This window comes from Isoptericola sp. BMS4, from assembly GCF_011634835.1.
Classification (GTDB): Bacteria; Actinomycetota; Actinomycetes; order Actinomycetales; family Cellulomonadaceae; genus Isoptericola.
Genome location: NZ_SIRP01000001.1, coordinates 3,964,159 through 3,984,192, shown reverse-complemented (window position 1 = coordinate 3,984,192; position 20,034 = coordinate 3,964,159). Strand labels below are relative to the sequence as shown.

At 76.1% G+C, this 20,034-nt stretch carries 18 protein-coding genes; 8 read left to right on the top strand and 10 right to left on the bottom strand.

Annotation, left to right across the window (positions count from 1 at the left end; genetic code table 11):
* Positions 1-105 precede the first annotated feature (105 nt).
* From EYB28_RS17960 to EYB28_RS17950, 3 genes are all read left to right on the top strand, one after another.
* Positions 106-3,129: an FAD-binding and (Fe-S)-binding domain-containing protein gene (locus tag EYB28_RS17960; RefSeq protein ID WP_166852732.1), complete on the top strand. Its 3,024-nt coding sequence runs from the start codon at positions 106-108 to the stop codon at positions 3,127-3,129.
* Positions 3,130-3,240: 111 nt separating this feature from the next.
* Entirely contained in the window at positions 3,241-3,846 is a 606-nt protein-coding gene (locus EYB28_RS17955; RefSeq protein WP_166850756.1) for a nitroreductase family protein, read from the top strand.
* 73 nt (positions 3,847-3,919) lie between these two features.
* Positions 3,920-4,429, top strand: a complete 510-nt coding sequence (locus EYB28_RS17950) for a hypothetical protein (RefSeq protein WP_240930630.1) — start codon at positions 3,920-3,922, stop codon at positions 4,427-4,429.
* Positions 4,430-4,469: 40 nt separating this feature from the next.
* Here EYB28_RS17950 and EYB28_RS17945 read toward each other — a convergent pair whose 3' ends face one another.
* Positions 4,470-5,891, bottom strand: a complete 1,422-nt coding sequence (locus tag EYB28_RS17945) for a PLP-dependent aminotransferase family protein (protein WP_166850753.1) — start codon at positions 5,889-5,891, stop codon at positions 4,470-4,472.
* Positions 5,892-5,968: 77 nt separating this feature from the next.
* Here EYB28_RS17945 and EYB28_RS17940 point away from each other — a divergent pair, with 77 nt between their 5' ends.
* The gene (locus EYB28_RS17940) at positions 5,969-6,949 is read left to right on the top strand and encodes an aldo/keto reductase (RefSeq protein ID WP_166850750.1); all 981 of its coding nucleotides are present in this window, start codon (positions 5,969-5,971) and stop codon (positions 6,947-6,949) included.
* Here EYB28_RS17940 and EYB28_RS17935 read toward each other — a convergent pair whose 3' ends face one another.
* The 3 genes from EYB28_RS17935 to cofD form a co-directional block, all read right to left on the bottom strand.
* On the bottom strand, positions 6,950-7,279 hold the full coding sequence (locus EYB28_RS17935) for a cupin domain-containing protein (protein ID WP_205710956.1): 330 nt from the start codon (positions 7,277-7,279) through the stop codon (positions 6,950-6,952).
* A 40-nt stretch (positions 7,280-7,319) separates the two neighbouring features.
* A complete protein-coding gene (locus EYB28_RS17930) occupies positions 7,320-8,033 on the bottom strand; it encodes an NTP transferase domain-containing protein (protein WP_166850747.1) in 714 nt (237 codons plus the stop codon).
* Positions 8,034-8,122: 89 nt separating this feature from the next.
* On the bottom strand, positions 8,123-9,091 hold the full coding sequence (cofD, locus tag EYB28_RS17925) for a 2-phospho-L-lactate transferase (protein ID WP_166850744.1): 969 nt from the start codon (positions 9,089-9,091) through the stop codon (positions 8,123-8,125).
* Between the two features lie 115 nt (positions 9,092-9,206).
* Between cofD and EYB28_RS17920 the strand changes: the two genes are divergently transcribed.
* Positions 9,207-9,539 (top strand): MTH1187 family thiamine-binding protein, encoded by a 333-nt coding sequence (locus EYB28_RS17920; RefSeq protein ID WP_166850742.1) that lies wholly within the window; start codon positions 9,207-9,209, stop codon positions 9,537-9,539.
* 150 nt (positions 9,540-9,689) lie between these two features.
* Positions 9,690-11,273, top strand: a complete 1,584-nt coding sequence (locus tag EYB28_RS17915) for a hypothetical protein (protein WP_166850739.1) — start codon at positions 9,690-9,692, stop codon at positions 11,271-11,273.
* A gap of 16 nt (positions 11,274-11,289) precedes the next feature.
* Here the strand turns inward: EYB28_RS17915 and EYB28_RS17910 are convergent, their stop codons facing one another.
* On the bottom strand, positions 11,290-12,249 hold the full coding sequence (locus EYB28_RS17910) for a zinc-binding dehydrogenase (protein ID WP_166850737.1): 960 nt from the start codon (positions 12,247-12,249) through the stop codon (positions 11,290-11,292).
* Positions 12,250-12,314: 65 nt separating this feature from the next.
* On the opposite strand from EYB28_RS17910, the gene EYB28_RS17905 reads away from it, so the two are divergent.
* A complete protein-coding gene (locus tag EYB28_RS17905) occupies positions 12,315-13,304 on the top strand; it encodes a hypothetical protein (protein WP_166850734.1) in 990 nt (329 codons plus the stop codon).
* Positions 13,305-13,328: 24 nt separating this feature from the next.
* Here the strand turns inward: EYB28_RS17905 and EYB28_RS17900 are convergent, their stop codons facing one another.
* From EYB28_RS17900 to EYB28_RS17890, 3 genes are all read right to left on the bottom strand, one after another.
* Complete coding sequence (locus EYB28_RS17900; protein WP_166850732.1) at positions 13,329-13,745, bottom strand: VOC family protein; 417 nt, start codon at positions 13,743-13,745, stop codon at positions 13,329-13,331.
* Between the two features lie 112 nt (positions 13,746-13,857).
* A complete protein-coding gene (locus tag EYB28_RS17895) occupies positions 13,858-15,084 on the bottom strand; it encodes a homoserine O-acetyltransferase (RefSeq protein ID WP_166850729.1) in 1,227 nt (408 codons plus the stop codon).
* Positions 15,081-16,457 (bottom strand): bifunctional o-acetylhomoserine/o-acetylserine sulfhydrylase, encoded by a 1,377-nt coding sequence (locus EYB28_RS17890; protein WP_166850728.1) that lies wholly within the window; start codon positions 16,455-16,457, stop codon positions 15,081-15,083. The genes EYB28_RS17895 and EYB28_RS17890 overlap by 4 nt, the downstream gene beginning before the upstream one ends.
* Before the next feature lie 359 nt (positions 16,458-16,816).
* Between EYB28_RS17890 and EYB28_RS17885 the strand changes: the two genes are divergently transcribed.
* Complete coding sequence (locus EYB28_RS17885) at positions 16,817-18,343, top strand: NlpC/P60 family protein (RefSeq protein WP_166850727.1); 1,527 nt, start codon at positions 16,817-16,819, stop codon at positions 18,341-18,343.
* Positions 18,344-18,410: 67 nt separating this feature from the next.
* Here EYB28_RS17885 and EYB28_RS17880 read toward each other — a convergent pair whose 3' ends face one another.
* Positions 18,411-19,472: a zinc-binding dehydrogenase gene (locus EYB28_RS17880; RefSeq protein WP_166850725.1), complete on the bottom strand. Its 1,062-nt coding sequence runs from the start codon at positions 19,470-19,472 to the stop codon at positions 18,411-18,413.
* A 38-nt stretch (positions 19,473-19,510) separates the two neighbouring features.
* Positions 19,511-20,011, bottom strand: coding sequence for an inorganic diphosphatase (locus EYB28_RS17875; protein ID WP_166850724.1), 501 nt, complete (start codon positions 20,009-20,011; stop codon positions 19,511-19,513).
* Positions 20,012-20,034: the final 23 nt, after the last annotated feature.

The window sequence follows — 20,034 nt, the reverse complement described above, 5'->3', positions numbered from 1 at the left end:
GCCCGCCCGCGGCCGCCGTGGGTCGTGCCGCGCCTGGACCGGTCCTCCGGGAGCGGCGCGACTGGTGCGACAATCGCCCACGTGCCCGCCGAGAACGACCAGACCGTGAACGACGCCGCAGGACAGGACGCCGCCCCGCAGCCCGGGCCGGCGCGCGCGGACGCGGAACGGGCCGCGGCCGAGGCGCGCGAGGCCCTCGCCGACGCGCTGCGCACCGTCGTCGCGGGGGAGGTCGACACCTCCACGCGGCGCCGGGCCGAGTACTCGACCGACGCGTCCAACTACCGCGTGGTGCCCGACGTCGTGGCCTTCCCCCGCAGCACGGCCGACGCCGTGCGCGCGCTGGAGGTGCTGCGCGAGCTGAAGGTCCCGTTGACGGCGCGCGGCGGCGGCACGTCCGTGGCCGGCAACGCCGTGGGGCCGGGCGTCGTGCTGGACTTCTCGCGGTACATGAACGAGGTCGTCGACGTGAACGCCGCCGCCGCGCCGGGCGAGGGCGTCGCCCGGGTGGAGCCGGGAGCGGTCATGTCGAGCCTGCAGCGCGCGGGCGCCCCGGACGGGCTGCGGTTCGGGCCGGACCCGTCCACGCAGAACCGCGCGACGCTCGGCGGCATGATCGGCAACAACGCGTGCGGCCCGCACGCCGTCGCCTACGGCCGCACCGCCGACAACGTGCTGGAGCTCGACGTCGTCGACGGGCGGGGACGGCGCTTCACCGCCGGGAGCGGCGACCCGACGTTCGCGGCCGTGCCCGGGCTGGCGGAGCTGGTGCGCGAGAACCTCGCGCTCATCCGCACCCAGTTCGGGCGGTTCGGCCGGCAGGTGTCGGGCTACTCGCTGGAGCACCTGCTGCCGGAGAACGGGTCCGACCTCGCCAAGGCGCTCGTCGGCACGGAGGGCACCTGCGTCACCGTGCTCGGCGCCACGCTGCGGATGGTGGCGGTGCCCAGCGCGCCGACGCTCGTCGTGCTCGGGTACGCCGACATGCCGTCGGCCGCCGACGACGTGCCGCACCTGCTCGGCCACCACCCGCTCGCCGTCGAGGGCCTGGACGCCCGGCTCGTCGACGTCGTGCGGCGGGCCAAGGGCGACGCGGCCGTGCCGGACCTGCCGGAGGGCGCGGGCTGGCTGATGATCGAGGTCGGCGGCGACACCCAGGCCGAGGCGATGGCGCGTGCGGAGGCGATCGTCGCGGCGTCGTCGTCCAAGTCCTCGCTCGTGCTGCCCGCCGGGCCCGACGCCTCCAAGATGTGGCAGATCCGGGCCGACGGCGCCGGGCTCGCCGGCCGCACGCCCGCGGGCGAGCAGGCGTGGCCGGGCTGGGAGGACTCTGCCGTCCCGCCCGAGCGCCTGGGCTCCTACCTGCGCGACCTGCAGGAGCTCATGGACCGCTACGGCGTCGACGGGCTGCCGTACGGGCACTTCGGCGACGGCTGCGTGCACCTGCGCATCGACATCCCGATGGAGACCAGCGGGTCGGTGCTGCGCACGTTCATGACGGACGCCGCCCGGCTCGTGGCGTACCACGGCGGCTCCCTGTCCGGGGAGCACGGCGACGGCCGCGCCCGCTCGGAGCTGCTGCCGCTCATGTACTCGCCCGAGGCGATCACGCTCATGGAGCGGTTCAAGGCGCTGTTCGACCCGGACGACCTGCTCAACCCGGGCGTCGTCGTGCGGCCCGCCGCCGTGGACGCGGCCCTGCGCCGGCCCGCGGCCCGGGCGGTGCCGTCGACCGCCCCGGTGGGGGAGCGCGGCCTGCTCGGTTCCGGGCCGCTGCGCGGCGTCGCGAAGAAGGCGGGGTACGCCGGGTTCTCCTTCGGGCACGACCACCACGACCTCACCACCGCCGTGCACCGCTGCGTGGGCGTGGGCAAGTGCCGCGCGGACACGTCCGCCTCGGGCGGCTTCATGTGCCCCAGCTACCAGGCGACGAAGGACGAGAAGGATGTCACCCGCGGGCGGGCGCGCGTGCTGCAGGAGGCAGTCAACGGCACCCTCGTCGGCGGCCTGGCGGCGCCCGAGGTGCGCGAGTCGCTCGACCTGTGCCTGAGCTGCAAGGCCTGCTCGTCCGACTGTCCCGCCGGCGTGGACATGGCCCAGTACAAGGCCGAGGTGCTGCACCGCACCTACAGGGGGAAGCTCCGGCCGGTGGACCACTACGCGCTGGGCTGGCTGCCGCGCTGGGCGCGTCTCGCCGGCGGTATGCCGCGGCTCGTCAACAAGGTCCTCGGGGTGCCGTGGATCGCCAGGGCCGTGCTGTGGGCCGGCGGCATGGACACCCGCCGTCAGGTGCCCGAGTTCGCCGAGATCCCGTTCCGCACCTGGTGGCGGCGTGGCAGCGCCACCTACGGCGTCCCCGGGCTGGCGACGCGCCAGCTGCCCGGGACCCCCGGCATCCAGGGACGCCCGAAGGTGGTGCTGTGGGCGGACTCGTTCAGCGACGCGCTCGCGCCGTCCGTCCCGCAGGCCGCGGTCAAGGTGCTCACCGAGGCCGGCTACGACGTCGTCGTGCCGGACCAGCAGGCGTGCTGCGGCCTCACGTGGATCTCCACCGGGCAGCTCGACGGCGCCCGGCGGCGGCTGTCGTCGCTGCTGTCCGTCCTCGGGCCGTACGCCGTGAACGGCATCCCGATCCTCGGCCTGGAGCCCTCGTGCACCGCCGTGCTGCGCTCCGACCTGCTCGACCTGTTCCCCGACGACCCCCGCGCGAAGGCCGTCGCCGGTGCCACCCGGACGCTCGCCGAGCTGCTCACCTCGCCCGACACCGCGCCCGGCCCGGAGACGGGCTGGACGATGCCGGACCTGTCCGACCTGACCGCCGTCGTGCAGCCCCACTGCCACCAGCACTCGGTGATGGGCTTCGAGGCGGACCGGAGGCTCCTCGCCGACGCCGGGGCGACGGTCACCGAGCTCGCCGGCTGCTGCGGCCTCGCCGGGAACTTCGGCATGCAGAAGGGGCACTACGACGTGTCCGTGGCGGTGGCGGAGAACGCGCTCCTGCCCGCGCTGCGTTCTCGCCCCGAGGGTGCGGAGTACGTCGCCGACGGGTTCTCCTGCCGCACCCAGGCCGTGCAGCTCGAGGGCGTCGAGGGCAAGGCGCTCGTGGAGGTCATCGCCGAGCGGCTCTGACCCGCCCGCCCCCCGGTGCCGAACATGTGGTTGATCCGGGATTCAGCCGCCGAATCCCGGATCAACCACCTGGTGGGCAGCCAGCAACCACATGTTCGGCAGGATGGGGTCGTGGAGTTCACGGAGGTCGTCCGACGACGGCGGATGGTGCGGCGGTTCACGGACGACGCGGTCGACCCGGAGGTGACCGACCGGCTGCTGCGGCACGCCGTGCGCGCCCCGAGCGCCGGGTTCACGCAGGGATGGTCGTTCCTGGTGCTGGAGACGCCCGACGAGCGCGCCGCGTTCTGGGCGGCGGCCGCGCCGTCCTCGTCCGAGCGCGACATGTCCGGCTGGCTCGCCGGGATGTCCACCGCCCCGCTCCTCGTCGTCGTGCTGAGCTCCCGCGACGCCTACCTCGACCGGTACGCCGCCGTCGACAAGGGGTGGACCGACCGGGACGAGGCCCGCTGGCCGGTGCCGTACTGGCACGTCGACGCCGGGATGGCGTCGCTGCTCATGCTGCAGACCGCCGTCGACGAAGGGCTCGGCGCATGCTTCTTCGGCGTCCCCGCCGGGCGGGTGGACGCCGTCCGGGACGCGTTCGGCGTGCCGGACGCGTGGTCGCCGACGGGAGTCGTCGCGGTCGGGCACCCCGCGGACGGCGGCGCGGCAGGCTCGCCCGCCCGGAGGCGCCGCCGCCCGATGGACGACGTCGTGCACCGTGGCCGGTGGTGAGCGGGACCTGGTGAGCCGGCCCTGTGGACGGCGTGCCGGCGGGCGCCCCGCGCCTCGGTAGAGTGACCGACCGATGCCCCGGACGACCGCCGCCCCGCACGGACCCGCGCCTCGCCGGGCGGGCGCGTGCGACGACGAGTCGGGCAGGATCATGCTGCTCACGCTCGGCTGCGTCGTGCTCGGCCTGATGATCGTCGCGATGGTGGCGTCCGCGACGGCCGTCCACCTCGAGCGCAAGGCGCTGTACGACCTCGCGGACGTGATCGCCCTCGACGCCGCCGACGGCGCCGCCGCCGGTGCCGTCATCGGCGGCGCAACCGGGGACCCCGGTTCCGCCACGCTGACCCTCACCGACGCGGACGTCCGCGAGTCCGTCACCGCCTACCTCGCCGCGCACCCCGGTACCGCCGCCGAGTTCGACGGGTTCCGGGTGGCCGGGGCGTCGTCGCCGGACGGCGCGAGCGCCCGGGTGACCCTCGTCGCGACCTCGCACCCGCCGCTCGTGCGGTGGTTCACCGAGTCCTTCGACGCGGGCATCGGGCTGAGCGCGACCTCGTCCGCGCAGGCCCGCCCGCACTTCTGAGCGGGGCACGGTCCGGTGCCAGGCGGTCGGTGGACGACGCTCAGGCCCGGGCGTCGTGGACGGCGGCGGCGAGGCGGGCGACGGCCTCGTCGACGCGGGCGTCGGCGAGGTTGCCGTAGCCCAGGACGAGCGCGTCGCACGGGCCGCGGGTGAGCCGGTAGCGGTCGAGGTCGGCCACGGTGACGTCCCGCGCGGCGGCAGCCCGGACCACGGCGGCGGCGCTGACGCCGTCGGGCAGCGTGACGACGACGTGCAGCCCCGCGGCGATGCCGCTCACGGACAGGCCGGGCAGGTGCCGGCCCAGGCTGTCGAGCAGTGCGGCCCGGCGTCGCCGGAACCGGGCGCGGGCGGCTCGCAGGTGCCGTTCGTAGCCGCCCCCGGTGACGAACCGGGCCAGGGCGAGCTGGTCGACGGTGGACGGCGGGGCACCGCCGAAGCCGGGCCCCAGGCGCTCGCGCCACCGGCGGGGGAGCGTCATCCAGCCGAGCCCGAGCGCCGGCGAGACGGTCTTGCTCAGCGACCCGACGAGCGCCACCCGGTCGGCGTCGAGGCCCTGCAGCGCCCCGACGGGCCGGCGGTCGTAGCGGAACTCGGCGTCGTAGTCGTCCTCGATCACCAGCCCGTCGACGGCCCGCGCCCAGGCGAGCACCTGCTCGCGCCGTGCGGGCGCCAGCAGCGCCCCGGTGGGGAACTGGTGCGCCGGCGTGAGCAGCGCGGCACGCGCCCCGGTCCGCCGCGCCGCCCCGACGAGCGCGGGCACGTCGGGGCCGTCGTCGTCGACCGGGACGGGGACGAGGGTCAGCGCGGCGTCCCGGGCGACGTCGCGCAGCCGCCCCCAGCTGGGGTCCTCCACCAGGAGCGTGCGGTGCCCGGCACCGCGCAGGGCCCGCGCGAGCCGTGTCATGGCGTCGGTCGCGCCGTGCGTGACGACGACGTCGTCCGGGGTGACGGTCGCCGCCCGGGCGCGGGAGAGGTAGCCGGCGACCGCGGTCCGTGCCGCGGGTGCGCCGGCGGGGTCGGCGGTGCCGAGCTCGGCGTCGGCGGCGTCCCGCAGCGCGTCGTGCACGGCCCGCGCCCATGCGGTCCGCGGCACGTGGCGCAGGTCGGGGACGCCAGGGCCGAGGTCGAAGGGGGCTCGCGGCTCCGGGAGAGGAGCCGTCCGCGTCGGGGCGACGGGCCGGGGGCCCGCGTGCGCGGACACCCGGGTGCCCGACCCGACGCGTGCCTCGCAGAACCCCTCGGCCACGAGCTGCCCGTACGCCTCGGTGACCACCCACCGGGAGACGCCCAGCGTGTCGGCGAGGGCGCGGCTGGGCGGCAGCGCCGCCCCGGGCGGCACGCGGCCGGCGTGCACGGCCCCGCGCAGCGCACGTTCCAGCCGCTGCACCAGCGGTTCCGGCCCGTCGCCGAGGTCGAGCACCGTGTCCCAGGCGAGCACCGCATTGGCCTGGCTATCTGCCATGTCAATGGACGGTACACCCGGACCGATCGGTCCGTAGCGTCGTGCGGGACAGCACCCGCCAGACAGGGAGAACCCCCATGCGCTACCGCACGATCGGTGACGGCACGACGTCGTTCGAGGTCAGCACGCTGTGCCTCGGCACGATGTGGTTCGGCACCCGCACGGACGAGACGACGTCGTTCGCGATCCTCGACCGCTTCGTCGAGGCGGGCGGCACGTTCCTCGACACCGCGAACAACTACAACGCCTGGGGCGAGGGGTACGGCCGGGACAGCGAGGACGTCATCGGCCGCTGGCTCGCCGAACGTGGCAACCGTGACGAGCTGCGCCTCGCCACCAAGGTGGGCGCGGCCAAGAAGGACCCGAACCTGCCGCTGCAGCACGTGCCGCCCATGAACTACCAGGGCCTCGGCGCCGAGACCATCGCCGCCGAGGCGCGCGAGAGCCTGCGCCACCTGGGCGTCGACCACCTCGACGCCTACTACGGGCACGTCGACGACGTCGGCACGCCGCTCGCCGAGACCGTCGGGGCGTTCGGCAAGCTCCAGGCCGAGGGGCTCGTCGGGGTCACGGGCATCTCGAACGTCGCGCTGCACCGCGTGGTCGAGGCGCGCGAGGAGGCCCGGCGGCAGGGCGTGGCCCCCTACGGCCTGGTGCAGCAGCAGCTCACCTACCCGTACCCGCGGCCCGATGTCGGCCGGCGCAACTGGGCGTCGTACGAGCTGCTCGACTACGCCCGCGCGTCGACGGAGGCGGGCAGCCCGCTCGCCGTCGTCGCATACTCGCCGCTCATGCAGGGCGCGCTGGTGCGCGAGGACAAGCCCCTGTGGGCAGGCTTCGACCACCCGACGACGCACGAGCGCCTGCGGGTGCTCCGCGAGGTCGCGGCCGAGACCGGCGCGACGCCGAACCAGGTGGTCCTCGCGTGGCTGACGGGCGCTGACGTGCCTGTCGTCCCGATCGTCGGGGCGAGCAGCGTGGCGCAGCTCGACGAGCTGCTCGGGGCGGCCGACCTCGACCTCGACCCCGCGCTGCGGGCTCGTCTCGACGCGGTGTGACTACTCCAGCCACTCGGTGACGAACCGGTCGTTCGCGTGGACGTGCAGGGCCTCGTAGGTCTCGGGGCCGACGACGGCGAACCGGTGCGGTGTCCGCGGGGGCGCGACGAGGATCTGGCCGCCCACCGCGACCACCTCGTCGTCCCCCACGCGGAACAGGGCGCGCCCCGACCGGATGATGAACGTCTCCGTGTACGGGTGGCGGTGCAGGCGCGGCCCCGCGCCGTCGCGGTCGATGCGTTCGAACATCACCGAGACGGTGGAGCCGTGCAGGTAACCCTCGAAGTCGGCGTCGGGCAGCGTGTCCTGGTCGATCAGCTCGATGCTCATGGGGGATGGACGCGCCCGCGGGGCCCGACTCATCGCCCGGTCAGGGCAGCGACGACCCGACGGCGTCGCGCAGGCGCCGGCGGGCGTCGTCGGGCAGCTGCCCCCAGTCGTCGAGGGTGTCGAGGTCGACGGCGGTCCCCGGGCGGCGCACGACGGCGACGGCGAGCCCGTGCCGTGCGGCCTCGGCCTCGTGCGCGGCGCGGGACCCCGCACCGAACCGGAAGCGGAATGCGGCCGTCGCGGGGACGACGAGCAGGTTCGTGCCGGCGTCGTGCCGGTCCGTCCCGACGACCACCGGGATCTCGTCGGCAGTTCCGGTTCTGGTCGGCAGTCCGGACTGCCGACCAGAACCGGGACTGCCGCGGTGACCGCCCGTGGTGAGCATCGCGGTGACGTCGTCGGCCGCCAGCATCGGCAGGTCGGCATGGGCGACCAGCAGGCGGCGTGCCCCGCGCGCGGCCGCGTGCTCGCGGCCGACGTCCAGCGCCGCGTTCAGGCCGGGCCGCGCGGGCGGCTGTGCCACGACGTCGACGGGAGCGTCGCCGGGACCGCGGGCGAGGCCGCCGAGGGCGGCGCGCGTGAACGGCACGTCGGCGGTGACGACGAGCACGCGCTCCACGCCCTCGTGCGCCGCCAGCACGCCGACGACGTGCCGGGCCAGGTCGGCGACCAGCCGCCGCCGGGCCACCGGGTCGAGGTCGGCGGCGAGCCGCGACTTGCCGGACACGCCGTCGCGCAGCGGCACGACCGCCACGACCCGTCGTTGCCGAACAGGTGGTTGTTCCGGGTTTCCGGCCGTGAATCCCGGAGGATCCACCTGTTCGGCACCGACGATGCGCATGGTCAGCGCGGTGCCGGCCCGACGGCGGTGAGCAGCTCGCGCGCGAGCCGCTCGCGCCCGGCGGGGCCGCCCATGATCGTGTCGGTGACGACGACGTCGAGCCCGAGGTCGCGGATCGGGTCGGCCAGGGCGGCGTCCGCCTCGTCGACGCACATCACGTCCACCAGCCCGGTGTACAGGCGCGCCACGCCCAGCGCGGACACCTCGTGCCCCAGTGTCTCGAGCACCTGCGCGGCCGGTCCCTTCAGCGCCCGGCCGCCGACGATCGGGCTCACCGCGACGCGCCGGGCCGACGTCGCGCGCAGGGCGTCGCGCACCCCCGGCACGGCGAGCAGCGGCTCCACGGACAGGAACGGGTTCGACGGCGCGACGACGAGCACCTCGGTGTCGCGGACGGCGGCGAGCACCCCGGGCGCGGGCCGCGCCGTGTCGGCGCCGTCGAACGTCAGCCCCAGCACGGCGTCGGCGTGCTGCCGCCGCACGAAGTACTCCTGGAACGCGACGCGGCCCGCTGGGGTGTCGACCAGCGTGCGCAGCCGGTCGTCCGTCACGGGCAGGAGGGTGGCGTGCACCCCGAGCGCCGCGCACAGGCGGGCGGTCACCGCGCTGAGGGGCTCGCCGTCGCGCAGGGCGGCGGTCCGCACCACGTGGGTCGCGAGGTCCTTGTCGCCGAGCGTGAACCAGGTGTCCTCGCCGAGACGGGCGAGCTGGTCGAGGACGCCGTAGGTCTCGCCCGTCAGCCCCCAGCCGCGCTGCTCGTCGTTGAGCCCGGCGAGCGTGTACATGACGGTGTCGAGGTCGGGCGAGACGAGGAGCCCGTGCCGTTCGGTGTCGTCGCCCACGTTGCCGACGATCCGCAGGTGCTCCGCGCCGCCGTCGGGCAGGGCGAGCGCGAGGCCGTGGGCGAGACGGGCGCCGCCCACCCCGCCGGCGAGGAGGGTGACGCGAGGGGCCGAGGGGGAGCTGTCCACCCGCCGAGCCTATGCCGCTGCCCCCCGGGTGCCGAACATGTGATCGGTCCGGGATTCAGACTTGGAATCCCGGACCGATCACATGTTCGGCACCGAGGGAGCGCATGATGGCGACATGGCTGTCTTCGCGTTCTCCGTCGCTCCGCTCGGCGCGGGCGAGTCCGTCACGGACTCCGTCGCCGAGGCCGTCCGCATCGTCCGCGAGTCCGGGCTGCCGAACCGCACCACCGCGATGTTCACCGAGATCGAGGGGGAGTGGGACGAGGTGATGCCCGTCGTGCAGCGGGCCACCGAGGCCGTCGCCGCGGGCGGGCACCGGGTGTCGCTCGTGCTCAAGGCGGACATCCGCCCCGGCCGCACCGGGCAGCTCGACCAGAAGGTCGCGCGGGTCGAGGAACGGCTCGCCGGGAGGCCCGCGGTCCATGACGACGGCAGCCCCGCGGAGTAACCTCGACCGCTGTCCGGGAACCCCGCGACCACCGACCGTCCGAGGCCGTGCCCGTCCGCCGGACCCGTGCGCCGGGCGCACAGGAGGCTGGCCTAGGCTTGGTGCGGAACGCGGCCGCGGGGGTCGTGATCCGAGCCGGGAGTTGGATGCATGCCGCTGTTCGAGGTCGATGGTCAACGGCCGCTCCTGGTGCAGTCTGCCCGCCAGCAGGTCGCCCGGGAGCCGGGTGTCGGCACCACGGCGCACACCGTCGTCGAGACGCACATCGACGGCCTGCTGGGTGAGCAGATCTTCCCCGTGGCGCCGGGGAACGGTCCGGACGAACCGCACCTGCTGGCGCTGGACGCGACGGGCTCCCCGGTGGTGGTCGAGCTCGTCGCCGACCTGGACCGGTCGGCGCTGACGCGCGCGCTCGACCACGCGGGCGCCGCCGGGCGCCTCACCCGCGGCCAGCTCGCGGCCCGCTACCACGGCGGCGAGCAGGCGTTCCACCGCGACGTCGCCGCCTTCTACGACAGCGTCCCCCTCACCCGGTCCCAGCCCGGCCGCAGCAGCGCCCGCCTCATCATGATCTGCCAGGAGGCCAGCGAGGAGATCCTCAACGCCGTCGACTTCCTGCGGCAGCCGACGATGCCGGTCGAGGTCCTCAAGATGGGCGTGGTGCACAGCGCGGACGGCCGCCGCTTCGTGGACGTGTCGCCGCTGGTCATCCACCCGGCGTCCTCCCCGGCCGCACCACAGCTCTCCGCCGATACCCGGGGCGGCGCGGCCACGGGCGACGCCGCCGGCGGGGAGGCCGAGGTCGTGAGCCCGGCCGAGCCGGCCGCGGAGCGCGAGCCGGAGAGCTTCGCGGAGGGCGTCGCCGTCGGGCTGGCGCTGCACGACAAGGCGCCGGCCGAGGCCCGCAGCCGGTCCGAGGACGCCCCGACCCGGTCCGGGCGCCGCCGCGCGGCCGCGTCCCGCGATCTCGCCGTCCCGGAGCCGGCGCCCGCCGCCGACGACACCCCGCCGCGCGGGGTGCCCGCCGCGCCGCCGACCCCGGACCTCCCGACGTCGCTGCCGGGCGGGGTGCCCGCCCCGCGCCGCCGCACCGCTCCCGCGCGCCGTCGCTCCCGCACCGACCGCTTCTCCGGCGGGGTGCACGACACGTCCCCGCTGCCGCCGCTGCCGGCCGACCCGCCGGCCGCGCCCGCACCGGCCCCGCCGCCCGGGGCGTCCACGCACCGGCCCGGGCTGGACCAGGAGTTCGCCGCCGCCGCGGCGCCCGCCTTCGACCTGCCGCTGCCCGCGCCGCGGCGTGAGCGGCCCGCCGTCCCGCCGCCGCGCTGGTCCGGCGCGGCCGACGACCTCCCCCGGCTGCAGGTGCCGCCGCTGGAGCCCCCGCGGCTGAGCGTGCCGCCGCTGGAGGCGCCGCGACTGTCGACCGCCGCCCCCGCGTGGGCGTCCTCCGAGGAGGACAGCGAGGACGAGGTCGACCCGGACCTCGCAGCGCTCGCCGGCCGCCTCGGCGTCCCGACCCGGTTGCGCTGGTCGCGGCCGCGACGGCGCCAGCACTTCGAGGCCGTCCTGCAGCCCGACGGCGCCATCGAGCTCCCGGGCGGCGGCCGGTACCGGCACCCGGACCTCGCGGCCTCGGTCGTCTCGGGCTCGCCGACCGTGGACGGATGGACGGTGTGGCAGCTCGCGGACGGCTCCGGGTCGCTGCTGGACGCCTACCGCGCCCGCTTCGCCTAAGAGGTCGCGCGGGTCGTCAGGGCACGACGACGACCTTGCCCTGCTGGTCGCCGGCCTCGAGCCGCGCCAGTCCCTCGCCCACCCGGGCGAGCGAGACCTGCGAGTCGACGACCGGTCGCACGCCGGTGCTGGCACAGAACCGTGCCAGCGCGGCCAGGTCGTCGCGCGACCCCATCGTCACGCCCTGCACCCGGATCTCCGTGAAGAAGATCCGCGCCAGCTCGGCCGGTGCGGCGTCCCCCGACGTCGCACCGCACACGACGACGGTGCCGCCCGGGCGCACCGACCGCACCGAGTGCGACCACGTGGCCTGCCCCACCGACTCGAGGACGGCGTCCACGCGGGCGGGCACGCGCTCGCCCGGCTCCAGGGCGTGCGCCGCCCCGAGCTCCAGGGCGCGGGCCCGCTTCGCCGCGGACCGCGACGTGACGGTCACCTCCAGCCCGGCCGCGGCGCCGAGCACGGTCGCCGCCGTCGCGACGCCGCCGCCGGCGCCCTGCACGAGCACGCGGTCGCCCGGAGAGAGGGCGGCCGCGCCGAAGAGCATCCGGTACGCCGTGAGCCAGGCCGTGGGCAGGCACGCGGCGTCCGTGAAGGACAGCTCGGCAGGCAGCGGAACCAGGTTGGCCGTCGGGACCGCGACCCGCTCCGCCAGGGTCCCCGGGTAGCGCTCCGACAGCAGCGAGCGCGGTTCGCGAGGCCCGACGCCGTGCCCGTCCGCGCCGATGACGCCGTGCACGACGACGCGCTCCCCGTCGGGCGTGACGCCGGCCGCGTCGGTGCCGAGAGTCATCGGCAGCTGCTCCGCACGCAGCCCGACCCCGCGCAACGACCACAGGTCGTGATGGTTGAGGCTCGCGGCCCGCACGTCGACCGTCGTCCAGTGCTCCCGGGCCGCGGGCTCCGGTCGCTCGGTCACCTCCAGGCCGTCGAGCGGGGAGTCGGGCGAGAACCGGGCGACGGTGGCAGCGAGCATGCGTCCAACCTAGCGGCCGTGCCCGCCGAGACCGAGGCGGGCGGCCCGGCGGTAGGTTGGCGCGCATGACACACGCCACCTCCCCGTCGCCGTCCCAGCCCGCAGACCCGGCCCCGAGTGCGGGCGAGGCGGTCGAGGTCGAGCTGGGCGCCGCCCGCGCCGCCGTCGACGAGCGGCGCCGTCAGGTGGCCCGGCGCGGCCGCGCCGCCGAGGAGCTGTCGGCGGCCGAGGCCGCGCGGGCCGAGACCCGGTCGAGGCTCGACGACGAGACCGCGGACGTCGAACGGCTCGAGAAGCTCAGCCTGACCCGGGTGTGGGCAGGCCTGCGCGGCGACCGCGACGAGCGGCTCGGCGCGGAGCGGGCGGAGCAGCAGGCGGCCGAGTACCGGGTCGCGGCGGCGGAGACCCGCGTCGCCCAGGCGCGCCGGGAGCTCGACGCGGTCGACGCCGGGCTCGTGGCCCTGGGCGACGCCGAGGAGCGCTACCGCCGGGCCCTGGCCGCCAAGGAGCGGTGGGTGCACGACTCGGGCGCCCCGCAGGCCACCGCGCTGGCGGACGTCGCCGAGCAGGTGGGCGCCCTGCGCGCCGAGCAGGTCGAGATCGCCGAGGCGCAGACGGCGGCCGAGCACGCGGCCGGCGCGCTCGCCCAGGCGTCCGACGTGCTGCGCAGCGCCGACGGCTGGTCCACCTACGACACGTTCTTCGGCGGCGACATGCTCGCGAGCATGGTCAAGCACGACAAGCTCGACCGGGCCGCCGCACTGCTGCGTGCCGCGGACGGTGCGCTCGCCCACCTGCGCGTGGAGCTGGGCGACCTCGGTGAGACGGGCGTGGCCGACGTGGGCGTCGGCGGCCTGACCCGCACCCTCGACATCTGGTTCGACAACATGTTCACCGACTGGGCGGTGGCGAACCGCATCAGCGAGGCGCGGCAGCGGGTCGCGGGCGCCGGGCAGGCGGTCGACGGCGTGCGGGCGCGGCTCGCCGACCGGGAGCGCGGCGTCACCGGCCGCCTCGGGGAGCTGGCGGCCCGCCGCGAGGCGCTGCTGCACTGACCCCGGGCCCGCCGGGCGGGGCGCTCACTCCCCGACGTCGAACATCCAGGTGATGCCGTACCTGTCGGTGAGCTGCCCGTAGTGGTCGCCCCACGGCGCCTTCTCGAACGGCATGACGTCGGTCGCGCCGTCGGACAACGCCTCCACGGCCGACCGGACGTACTCCAGATCCTCGGGGCCGGACCCGGTGAGCGACACGGACATGCCGGCCGTCGGCCGGACGTGCGGCATCATCGTCCCGGTGTCGGACGCCATGAGGGTGAGGCCGTGCGGGGCGTCGAGCTGGCCGTGCATGACGAGCTCCTGCTCGGCCGGGTCAACGCCCATCTCGGGCAGGCTGCCGTACGTCCTGATGTCCAGCTCGCCGCCGAGCGCGGACCGGTAGAACTCCAGCGCCTCGCGGGCCTGGTCCTTGAAGCTGAGGTAAGGGTTGAGCCGCATGACGTCGCCTCCGGTCGCGGGGTGCCGGCCACCGAGCTGTGGCGGCCTCACCCACGGTAGGTGCGCCTCCCGGCACCCGCCGCCGGAGCGGCCGGGGCCGCTCCGGCGGGCGTCAGTCGCGCCGCTCGGGGTCGGCGCCGTCCGGCACGCCCGCCCGGGCGAGGAAGTCCGCGACCACCGGGCCCAGCTGGTCGAACTCGATGAGGAACCCGTCGTGCCCGTAGTCGGAGACGACGAGGCGCAGGGGCTCGGCGGCAGGCAGCCCCTCCGCGATGCGCTCCGCCTGCTCGGGCGGGAACAGGCGGTCGGTGTCGACGGCGACGACCAGCGCACGCGCCCGGATCTGCGCCAGCGCGGCCTCCACCCCGCCGCGGTCGCGTCCCAGGTCGTGGCTGAGCATCGACTCGGTGAGGATCAGGTACGAGTTGGCGTCGAACCGGCGGGCGAGCTTGTCGCCGTGGTGGTCGAGGTACGACTGCACGGCGTAGCGCCCGTCCGTCAGCGGGTCCTCGCCGCCCTGCGGCAGGCGGCCGAAGCGCGTGTCGAGCTCGGGCGCCGTGCGGTAGGTGGTGTGCGCGATCTGGCGGGCGATGGCGAGCCCGGCGGAGGGCCCGTCGCCGTCGGGAGCGTCGTAGTAGTCGCCGCCGCGCCACCGCGGGTCGGCCCGGATGGCCCCGAGCTGCGGGTGCGCCCAGGCGATCTGGTCGCCCGACGTCTGCGCCGTCGTGGCGATCGGCGCGACGTTGCGCACCTCGATGCCGGCCTCCGGGCCGAGGACCCCCCACTCCAGGACGCGGAGCCCGCCCATGGACGCCCCGATGACGAGCTCCCACCGGCTGATCCCGAGCTGGCGGGTCAGCTCGATCTCCGCCGCCACCTGGTCGCGCGTGGTCAGGCGCGGGAAGCGCCCGCCCCACGGGCGCCCGTCGGGGGCGGTCGACGCCGGGCCGGTGGTGCCCTGGCAGCCGCCGAGCACGTTGGGCGCGACGACGAAGTACCGGTCGGTGTCGATCGGGGCGCCGGGGCCGATCATCTGCTCCCACCAGCCGGCGGTCGCCTGCCCCGGCCCGGCGGGACCGGCGACGTGCGCGTCGCCGGTGAGCGCGTGCAGCACGAGGACGGCGTTGGAGCCGTCCGGGGCGAGCGTCCCCCAGGTCTCGTAGGCGACCCGCACGTCGGGCAGCACGCCGCCCGACTCGAGCTCGACGGCGCCGACGTCGGCGAACCGGCGCGCCCCGGCCGGGTCGCCGTCGCGCCACGCCCCCGTCGCCGGCACGGGGCCGAGGTCGGCGCCGCGCGGGGCGGCGGGCGCCGTGGGGCGACGGGTGGCGACGCTCACGCAGCGGCCTCCTCGGTCGCGACCTCCGCCGCGGCGGCGAACCCGAGCTCCAGGTCGGCGAGGATGTCGTCGACGTGCTCGAGCCCGACGGCGAGCCGCACCAGCCCCGGGGTGACACCGGACGCGGCCTGCTCGGCCGGGGTGAGCTGGGAGTGGGTGGTGGACGCCGGGTGGATGACCAGGGAGCGCACGTCGCCGATGTTGGCCACGTGGGAGTGCAGCCGCAGCGCGGACACGAACGCGCGGCCCGCGGCCGCCGCCCGGGCGTCGTCGTCGGCGCGGAGCTCGAAGGCGAGCACGGCGCCCGCGCCGCGCGGGGCGTAGCGGCGGGCGTTGGCGTGCCACGGCGACGACTCCAGGCCGGCGTAGTGCACGACGCCGACGTCGTCGCGGGACTCGAGCCACTCGGCGACCCGCCGCGCGTTCTCCACGTGGCGCTCGAGGCGCAGCGAGAGGGTCTCGAGGCCCTGGGCGAGGAGGAAGGCGTTGAACGGCGAGATCGCGGGGCCCAGGTCGCGCAGCAGCTGGACGCGCGCCTTGAGGATGAACGCGAGGTTGGCGCCGAGGGGCGAGCCGACGCCGAGGTCGCGGGCGTAGACGACGCCGTGGTAGCTGGGGTCGGGCTCGTTGAAGTCGGCGAACCGCTCGGGGTGGGCGGCGTAGTCGAAGGTGCCGCCGTCGACGATGACGCCGCCGATCGAGGTGCCGTGCCCGCCGAGGTACTTGGTGGCCGAGTGCACGACGACGTCGGCGCCGTGCTCGATCGGCCGCACGAGGTAGGGGGTGGCGACGGTGTTGTCGACGATGAGCGGCACGCCCACCTCGTGCGCGACGCCGGCGACCGCCGCGATGTCCAGCACGTCGGCGCGCGGGTTGGGGATGGTCTCGCCGAAGAACGCCCGGGTGGTCGGCCGGGCGGCGGCGCGCCAGGCCTCCGGGTCGTGCGGGTCGTCGACGAACGTGGTCTCGATGCCGAGCCGCGGCAGCGTGTGGTGCAGCAGGTTGTACGTGCCGCCGTAGAGGCTCGGGCTGGCCACGACGTGGTCGCCGGCGCGGGCGACGTTGAGGAGTGCGAGCGTCTCGGCGGCCTGGCCGGAGGCCACGAGCAGCGCGCCGACGCCGCCCTCGAGGTCCGCGATCCGGTTCTCGACCGCCTCGGTGGTGGGGTTGCCGATGCGCGTGTAGATCGGGCCCAGGTCCTGGAGCGCGAAGCGGTCGGCGGCGACGTCGGCGGACGGGAACTCGAACGACGTCGTCTGGTAGATGGGCAGGGCCCGGGCGCCGGTGGCCGGGTCGGGCGTCGTGCCGGCGTGGATCTGGCGGGTCTCGAAGGACCAGGCGGGCTGCGGCGTGCTGTCGGTGGCGGTGCTCATGGCTGCTCCTGGGCGGGTCGACGGCGGGGCGGTCGGTCGCGGAGCCCCAGAAGGCCTGCACGCTGGAGGTGGACCGCGACGGTGGGGTGCGCACGAGGGGTCAGGAGGCTGCGGTGCGAGCGACCGCAGGCAGGCGAACGTGCGCGGTGGTCAGCGGCACATTCGACGAGTCATGGCCCGACCGTAGCCGCGGTCGACGGCCGGCGACAGAGGTGTCTCGCAAATTGAGACCACGATGCGGACGGCGTGTCGTGTTGCCCGAGGCCGGTGTGGCGTGCTTTCCGGTGGCGTCGGGGGCCCGTCGGGGCGAGCCTGGGCGGGGCCGCCCGCAGTCCTGGGCGGGCAGGGAAGGAACGATCATGCTCCACACGCGTCGCGCGCCGTCGCGCGCCACGACGACGGGGGCACGGCCCTGGACGGCCCGGCGGCCCGGCCGCGCGATCGCCGTCCTCGCCGCCGCGCTGCTCGGCATCGGGCCCGCGCTCGCCACGGGCGGCGCCGCCCGGGCCGAGCCGCCCGGTGACGACGAGGTGGCCGCCGCCCACGCCGCCGTCGACGCGGCCCGCCTCGACGTCGGCGGCGCCCAGGACCGGCTCGACGCCATCCGCGCCGACCTCGCGGCCGCGGAGGCGGCCGTCCAGACGGCGGCCACCGACTACACGCAGGCGGCCGCCGACCTCGACGCGGCCCGGGACGCCACCGCCGAGGCCCGGGAGCGCGCCGAGACGGCGGCCGAGGCGGAGGCCGCGGCGCGTGCCGCGATGGCGGAGACGTACCGGACGGGGGCGCGGTCGGCCGGGGCCCTCGGCCCGCTGGCCGTCGTGACCGGGGCCCAGAGCCTCGACCAGGTGACCGCGACCGGGTCCGCCCGCCGCGCCGTTGAGCGCAAGCTGGCGGCGACGCTCACCGCGCAGGCCGACGCCCGCGCCGCCGCGCGCCAGGCGGACGCCCGCTGGAGCGCCGCCCGCGACGCACAGGCGGAGGCGAAGGAGCGCGCCGCCGAGACCCTCGCCCGAGCGGAGGACGCCGTCGCCTCGCTCGAGGCCCGCTCGGCCGCGGCCGAGCGGGAGCGGGACGCGCTGTACGGGCGCCTGGCGGACCTGCGCAGCACCAGCGTCGCGCTGGAGCGCGAGCGGGACGAGGCGCGGCAGGCCGAGGCGGACCGGGCGCAGGAGCGCCGGGCCCGCGAGGCCGTCGAGGACGGGGGTGCGCCCGGTGCAGGGCCGGCGGGCGGGCAGGACGACCGGCCTGCGGCCGACGACGGCGCGCCGGACGAGGCCGCGGCGAGCGACGAGCCGGCCGGTTCCGGCCCCGGCACCGCGGGGGAGGCCGAGGACGCGGGACGGACCGGCGGGACGGCGTCGTCCGGCGACCCGGCGCCGGCCGAGGACACGTCGGCGCCCGACCCCGACCCCGCCCGCACGCGCGAGCCCGACCCGGAACCCGAGCCGGAGCCGACGCGGACGAGCGAGCCGGAGCCCGACCCGCAGCCGGTCGTCACGGTGGGACGCAGCACCGCCGCGCAGGGGCGAGAGGCGCTCGCGTGGGCGCGCGCCAGGATCGGGGTCGAGTACCAGTGGGGCGGTGAGGGGAACCCGGGCTACGACTGCTCGGGGCTCACGTCGCAGGCGTGGAAGGCCGCAGGGCTGTGGATCACGCGGACCACGCGCACCCAGTACCAGGAGGTCGCCAAGATCCCCTACGACCAGATGCGGCCGGGCGACCTCATCTTCTACGCGAACGACACCTCGGACCCGTCGACCATCCGGCACGTGGCCCTCTACGCCGGCGGCGGGACGATGGTCGAGGCGCCGCGCCCCGGCATCGACGTCCGGGAGACCGCGATCCGCTGGACCGACGTCATGCCCTACGCCGGCCGCCCGTGAGCTGTGGGTACGCAGATGGCGTGGACTCACCCGTGAGTCCACGCCATCTGCGTACCCACAACGTGGCTCAGGGGCGCAGGAGGACCTTCGTGGCGCGGCGCTCGTCCATCGCGGCGTAGGCCTCGGCGACGTCGGCCAGCGGCAGCTCGCGGTCGAACACCCTCCCGGGCTCGATCTCGCCGGACAGGACCGCGGGGAGCAGCTGCTCCATGTAGTGCCGGGCGGACGCCATGCCGCCGCCGACGGTGAGGTTGCGGTCGAACATGCGCCGCACGCTCAGCTCGGGACCCCCGTGCGGCACGCCCACGAAGCCGATGCGGCCGCCGCCGCGCACCGCGTCGAGCGCGGTGTCCATCGACTGCTTCGTGCCGACGCACTCCAGGGCGGCGTCGGCGAGGTCGCCGTCGAGGAGCTCGCGCAGCGCGGCGATCGCGTCGTCGCCCCGCTCCGCGACGACGTCGGTGGCGCCGAGGTCGCGGGCCAGCGCGGCCCGGTCCGGGTGCCGGCTCATGGCGACGACGCGCCCGGCGCCGAGCAGCCGCGCGGCGATCACGCCGCACAGCCCGACGGCGCCGTCGCCGACCACGACGACGGTCTCGCCCTCCGCGACGCGCGCGGAGGCGGCGGCGTGGTAGCCGGTCGACATGACGTCGGCCAGCGCGAGCAGGTGCGGGACCAGGCCCGCCGCCTCGATCTCGGCCTCCGTGCGGCCGACGGGGAACAGGGAGTGCTGCGCGAGCGGGATGCGGACGCGCTCGCCCTGCGCGCCGTCCACAGGGTGGCCTTCGCGGTCGGTGCCGCCGAAGCCGGTGACCAGGTCGCACGCGGCGGTCACGCCGGCGCGGCAGGCCTGGCAGGTGCCGCAGCTCATGGTGAAGGGCAGGACGACGAAGTCCCCGACCCGCGCGGAGGTGACGTCGTCGCCCAGCTCCTCGACGACGCCCACGAGCTCGTGCCCGATGGGGCGGGGTCGCTTCGTCGGCGTGACCCCGCGGTAGGGCCACAGGTCGGAGCCGCACACGCAAGCGGCGACGACGCGCACGACGGCGTCCCCGGGCGTCAGGATCCGCGGGTCGGGGCGCTCCTCGGCGCGGACGTCTCGGGCGTCGTGGATGACGGAGGCAAGCATGCGCCTACCGTACGACCGGCGCGGCCGGCCGGCGCACGTCAGTGCTTGTCGTAGTAGCCGGTCTCCTTGGCGCGCTGGAGCGAGCGCTCGATCTCGGCCTCGGCCTCGGCCCTGCCCACCCAGTGCGCGCCCTCGACGGACTTGCCCGGCTCGAGGTCCTTGTAGACCTCGAAGAAGTGCTGGATCTCCAGGCGGTGGAAGTCGGAGACGTCGTCGATGTCCTGCCGCCACGCCATGCGCTGGTCGCCCGTCGGGACGCACAGCACCTTGTCGTCGCCGCCCGCCTCGTCGCGCATGCGGAACATGCCGAGAGCGCGGCACGTGATGAGGCAGCCGGGGAACGTGGGCTCCTCCAGCAGGACCATCGCGTCCAGCGGGTCGCCGTCCTCGCCGAGCGTGCCCTCGATGAACCCGTAGTCGTCGGGGTAGCGGGTCGAGGTGAACAGCATGCGGTCGAGGCGGATGCGCCCCGTCTCGTGGTCGACCTCGTACTTGTTCCGCTGGCCCTTCGGGATCTCGATCGTGACGTCGAACTCCACTGTTCCTCCATGCTTGGACGTGC

What these genes read in the sequence shown, in the direction of transcription:
- EYB28_RS17950 (WP_240930630.1), top strand. Translation starts at nt 3,920, where the DNA reads ATGCCCCGGACGACCGCCGCCCCGCACGGACCCGCGCCTCGCCGGGCG.
- EYB28_RS17945 (WP_166850753.1), bottom strand. Translation starts at nt 5,891, where the DNA reads ATGGCAGATAGCCAGGCCAATGCGGTGCTCGCCTGGGACACGGTGCTC.
- EYB28_RS17940 (WP_166850750.1), top strand. Translation starts at nt 5,969, where the DNA reads ATGCGCTACCGCACGATCGGTGACGGCACGACGTCGTTCGAGGTCAGC.
- EYB28_RS17935 (WP_205710956.1), bottom strand. Translation starts at nt 7,279, where the DNA reads ATGAGCATCGAGCTGATCGACCAGGACACGCTGCCCGACGCCGACTTC.
- EYB28_RS17920 (WP_166850742.1), top strand. Translation starts at nt 9,207, where the DNA reads ATGGCTGTCTTCGCGTTCTCCGTCGCTCCGCTCGGCGCGGGCGAGTCC.
- EYB28_RS17915 (WP_166850739.1), top strand. Translation starts at nt 9,690, where the DNA reads ATGCCGCTGTTCGAGGTCGATGGTCAACGGCCGCTCCTGGTGCAGTCT.
- EYB28_RS17910 (WP_166850737.1), bottom strand. Translation starts at nt 12,249, where the DNA reads ATGCTCGCTGCCACCGTCGCCCGGTTCTCGCCCGACTCCCCGCTCGAC.
- EYB28_RS17905 (WP_166850734.1), top strand. Translation starts at nt 12,315, where the DNA reads ATGACACACGCCACCTCCCCGTCGCCGTCCCAGCCCGCAGACCCGGCC.
- EYB28_RS17900 (WP_166850732.1), bottom strand. Translation starts at nt 13,745, where the DNA reads ATGCGGCTCAACCCTTACCTCAGCTTCAAGGACCAGGCCCGCGAGGCG.
- EYB28_RS17890 (WP_166850728.1), bottom strand. Translation starts at nt 16,457, where the DNA reads ATGAGCACCGCCACCGACAGCACGCCGCAGCCCGCCTGGTCCTTCGAG.
- EYB28_RS17885 (WP_166850727.1), top strand. Translation starts at nt 16,817, where the DNA reads ATGCTCCACACGCGTCGCGCGCCGTCGCGCGCCACGACGACGGGGGCA.
- EYB28_RS17880 (WP_166850725.1), bottom strand. Translation starts at nt 19,472, where the DNA reads ATGCTTGCCTCCGTCATCCACGACGCCCGAGACGTCCGCGCCGAGGAG.